The sequence below is a fragment of the Sporosarcina sp. FSL K6-6792 genome (genome assembly GCF_038004885.1).
Taxonomy (GTDB): Bacteria; Bacillota; Bacilli; order Bacillales_A; family Planococcaceae; genus Sporosarcina; species Sporosarcina psychrophila.
Window position 1 is genome coordinate 3,020,001 of the sequence record NZ_JBBOSA010000001.1, and the last position, 5,000, is coordinate 3,025,000.

2 rRNA genes (1 of these 2 only partly in view) are annotated in these 5,000 nt (G+C 46.3%); both read left to right on the forward strand.

Annotated elements, in window-relative coordinates:
- Positions 1–2,798, forward strand: a 23S ribosomal RNA gene (locus MKZ26_RS14725) (it extends 134 nt beyond the left edge of the window).
- An 80-nt stretch (positions 2,799–2,878) separates the two neighbouring features.
- Positions 2,879–2,994: ribosomal RNA gene (gene rrf, locus MKZ26_RS14730) — 5S ribosomal RNA — on the forward strand.
- Positions 2,995–5,000: the final 2,006 nt, after the last annotated feature.

The window sequence follows — 5,000 nt, forward strand, 5'->3', positions numbered from 1 at the left end:
CCATAATGGGACAGTACGTTTACGTGAATACATAGCGTAAACGAGGCACACCCGGAGAACTGAAACATCTAAGTATCCGGAGGAATAGAAAGAAAAATCGATTCCCTGAGTAGCGGCGAGCGAAACGGGAAGAGCCCAAACCAAGAAGCTTGCTTCTTGGGGTTGTAGGACACTCTATACGGAGTTACAAAGGAATGGATTAGACGAAGCGACCTGGAAAGGTCCGCCGTAGCGGGTAAAAGCCCCGTAGTTGAAAGTCCATTCTCTCCAGAGTGTATCCTGAGTACGGCGGAACACGTGAAATTCCGTCGGAATCCGGGAGGACCATCTCCCAAGGCTAAATACTCCCTAGTGACCGATAGTGAACCAGTACCGTGAGGGAAAGGTGAAAAGCACCCCGGAAGGGGAGTGAAATAGATCCTGAAACCATGTGCCTACAAGTTGTCAGAGCCCGTTAATGGGTGATGGCGTGCCTTTTGTAGAATGAACCGGCGAGTTACGATTCCATGCAAGGTTAAGCAGTGAATGCGGAGCCGCAGCGAAAGCGAGTCTGAATAGGGCGATAGAGTATGGGGTCGTAGACCCGAAACCAGGTGATCTACCCATGTCCAGGGTGAAGGTAAGGTAACACTTACTGGAGGCCCGAACCCACGTACGTTGAAAAGTGCGGGGATGAGGTGTGGGTAGCGGTGAAATTCCAATCGAACCTGGAGATAGCTGGTTCTCTCCGAAATAGCTTTAGGGCTAGCCTCAAACTTAAGAATCTCGGAGGTAGAGCACTGTTTGGACTAGGGGCCCATCCCGGGTTACCGAATTCAGACAAACTCCGAATGCCGATGATTTATGTTTGGGAGTCAGACTGCGGGTGATAAGATCCGTAGTCGAGAGGGAAACAGCCCAGACCACCAGTTAAGGTCCCCAAGTATTCGTTAAGTGGAAAAGGATGTGGCGTTGCCCAGACAACCAGGATGTTGGCTTAGAAGCAGCCATCATTTAAAGAGTGCGTAATAGCTCACTGGTCGAGTGGCGCTGCGCCGAAAATGTACCGGGGCTAAACGAATCACCGAAACTGTGGATTGACATCTTAGATGTCAGTGGTAGGAGAGCGTTCCAAGGGCGTCGAAGCTAGACCGTAAGGACTGGTGGAGCGCTTGGAAGTGAGAATGCCGGTATGAGTAGCGAAAGAAGGGTGAGAATCCCTTCCACCGAATGCCCAAGGTTTCCTGAGGAAGGCTCGTCCGCTCAGGGTTAGTCAGGACCTAAGTTGAGGCCGAAAGGCGTAGACGATGGACAACAGGTTGATATTCCTGTACCACCTCCCCGCCGTTTGAGCAATGGGGTGACGCAGTAGGATAGGGTGAGCGCGCTGTTGGTTATGCGCGTCTAAGCAGTGAGGTGTGGAATGAGGCAAATCCCGTTCCTATAACATTGAGCTGTTACAGCAAGGGGATTTATCCCTGAGTCCCTGATTTCACGCTGCCAAGAAAAGCCTCTAGCGAGGCGGGAGGTGCCTGTACCGCAAACCGACACAGGTAGGCGAGGAGAGAATCCTAAGGTGATCGAGAGAACTCTCGTTAAGGAACTCGGCAAAATGACCCCGTAACTTCGGGAGAAGGGGTGCTCTGGTAGGGTGTTAAAGCCCGAGAGAGCCGCAGTGAATAGGCCCAGGCGACTGTTTAGCAAAAACACAGGTCTCTGCAAAACCGCAAGGTGAAGTATAGGGGCTGACGCCTGCCCGGTGCTGGAAGGTTAAGAGGAGAGGTCAGCGCAAGCGAAGCTTCGAATTGAAGCCCCAGTAAACGGCGGCCGTAACTATAACGGTCCTAAGGTAGCGAAATTCCTTGTCGGGTAAGTTCCGACCCGCACGAAAGGCGTAACGATCTGGGCACTGTCTCAACGAGAGACTCGGTGAAATTATAATACCTGTGAAGATGCAGGTTACCCGCGACAGGACGGAAAGACCCCGTGGAGCTTTACTGTAACCTGATATTGAATTCCGGTGCAGCCTGTACAGGATAGGTAGGAGCCTTGGATTCCGGAGCGCTAGCTTCGGATGAGGCGTTGGTGGGATACTACCCTGGCTGTATTGGACTTCTAACCCATGCCCCTTATCGGGGCAGGAGACAGTGTCAGGCGGGCAGTTTGACTGGGGCGGTCGCCTCCTAAAGAGTAACGGAGGCGCCCAAAGGTTCCCTCAGAATGGTTGGACATCATTCGTAGAGTGCAAAGGCATAAGGGAGCTTGACTGCGAGACCTACAAGTCGAGCAGGGTCGAAAGACGGGCTTAGTGATCCGGTGGTTCCGCATGGAAGGGCCATCGCTCAACGGATAAAAGCTACCCCGGGGATAACAGGCTTATCTCCCCCAAGAGTCCACATCGACGGGGAGGTTTGGCACCTCGATGTCGGCTCATCGCATCCTGGGGCTGTAGTCGGTCCCAAGGGTTGGGCTGTTCGCCCATTAAAGCGGTACGCGAGCTGGGTTCAGAACGTCGTGAGACAGTTCGGTCCCTATCCGTCGCGGGCGCAGGAAATTTGAGAGGAGCTGTCCTTAGTACGAGAGGACCGGGATGGACATACCTCTGGTGTACCAGTTGTCTTGCCAAAGGCATCGCTGGGTAGCTATGTATGGACGGGATAAATGCTGAAAGCATCTAAGCATGAAGCCCCCCTCGAGATGAGATTTCCCATTACGCAAGTAAGTAAGATCCCTCAAAGAAGATGAGGTTGATAGGTCTGGGGTGGAAGCACGGCGACGTGTGGAGCTGACGGATACTAATCGATCGAGGACTTAACCAATTTTGAAAAGGGCTTGATTACCCTGATTCGTGTAGCACAATGTCTGTTTTATTCAGTTTTGAGCGAACAAGCTCAAAGAGTCTGGTGACGATTGCGAAGAGGTCACACCCGTTCCCATCCCGAACACGGAAGTTAAGCTCTTCAGCGCCGATGGTAGTTGGGGGTTTCCCCCTGCGAGAGTAGGACGCCGCCGGTCTCATTGAAAGGTCATTACCTTATAGGTAGTGGCTTTTTTTGTGTTTATTTTTAAGTTCTATTATATTGGTTGGGATGTCCATACAACTCAATGGCTTTAGCGCTTACCAATTTCATCTGTAACGTCGCCGCAAATGGGAAACGCTTTCCTGGAAGCAGGAGAAGCAATAGATAGATCTAGTTCGAACGTTATTCTTCGGTTTAAAGATGCGGTGAGATCCCATAGGGCAAGCGGATTTCATTTGCCAAAGTTATTCTCATTGATAAATATAAAAATGACCCGGCGTTGGAACATACCAACTAATTATTGCAAATGTGAAAACGCATTAACTCTTTTATATCTTACTAATTGTAGAAAATATACAATTAAAGATTATCTCAACCGGGCCGAGATAGATGTAGAGATAGTAGTACAGGACATGAATCCAATCTTAAAGCAGCAGCGAAACAGAAATAAGGATACGCTTTGATTATTACAGAATACATCCGTTATTATATTTACTCGGCAGTTGATAAAGTACGACTGCATGGACAATCACTTATGCTATTAATGAAAAGCACTACGTGGTAAATCTTGTGGAATATGAACATAAATCAGTAGCAATAAAATAAATTTTGTGCTTTCCAACGAGCAGTCTCTTTCTTACAGGAAATATGGAGGGAATACCAATTATCTTTGTTACTATGGACAAACGTCGAGGGAATTGATTTTTGGCTTATGTTTTTTAGATTTCTTAGTTTTGAAACGCAGTTCTTATATTGTTAATAAATGAGTACCAATGGTCAAATTCTTTTTGTGTTGCAAACTTGTCTAGAAATTACTTCTTCTCTTCCATAGGGTGAACGACCAGGTGTTTATATGGTTCGATATTGGACAATGCCACTCCAAGATGATAGTGGAGGTGAAGAAGGTTTACTTAGCACGACGTTGAATAGTAGGGGCTTTCGACTTGCTTACTAATTAATACAACTATATATGTTGAACAAATGAATACGAGGTATGCTCTACAAGGGCTTTTAGAAGGCCGCTGAATAAGTCCAACTACTTGGAATGAATTAGAAATCCTGCCAATACCGCTTCGCCGCTTTGTGGATGCCTCCCTCGATAAGCCAAAAAGAAGACCGCTTTCAGTCTTATCGCTCCGGCTACCACGTAGTCGCGCCTTCGCTAGATAATCTTCTTTAAGAAGGCACATTTCAATATCAGGGATTAAATCTGTATCAAGATAGTAATCACATTATAATCTCAGTCCATACATTTCAAAATCACTATCAATAATGGAACAATCCAGCGCAAGCGCGACAAGGGGTTGCCGAAGCCATGAGACTGGATGCGAAGCGCTAATCCAGGCTCATGGCCAGAGGAATCCCCAAAGCGCCAAGCGTTCTGTAATCCATACGCCGAACTACAACTCTTCCGATTAAAGTCCACTCTAGCGCCAAGCGATCTACAATCCATATTTCGAATTAATACTCTCTCATCATCGAGCGACACAACAGATTCAACGGGGTTCTTTAATTCAACATATATAGGGAAAAATTAAAGTAAGCCTTTGATTTCTTATTTATTATAGAAGGAAGAGTTCAAAAAGAGTATGTCATAGTAGGGGAAGTATAGAGAACAATGATTCCATGGGTCATAATTAAGGTGAATCAATTACGTAGGTTTAAATGGAAAGTCATTTCGAGGTATAAGTAGTTACAATGATTATACTTGGAACATCGAAGTGATTTAGAATACAAGAAGCTATTTAAGAACGGGCTAAATACTGTTATGTAGCCAATACTTTTTATAGAGCTTTGCTTATACATGAAAAGTCATAGCATATTTATTCTTAAGAGCTATCATAATTCTAGACGAAATCGCATAGGTACAACAATGTTTAACAACCTAAAAACTATTTCTAAATAAGTCTTGCATTCTGTGAGCTAGACTGGTATATTTAATAAGTTCCGTTTACGACATTAATAAAACAACGAAAAAAGAAATTGAAATTAGTTGTTGAC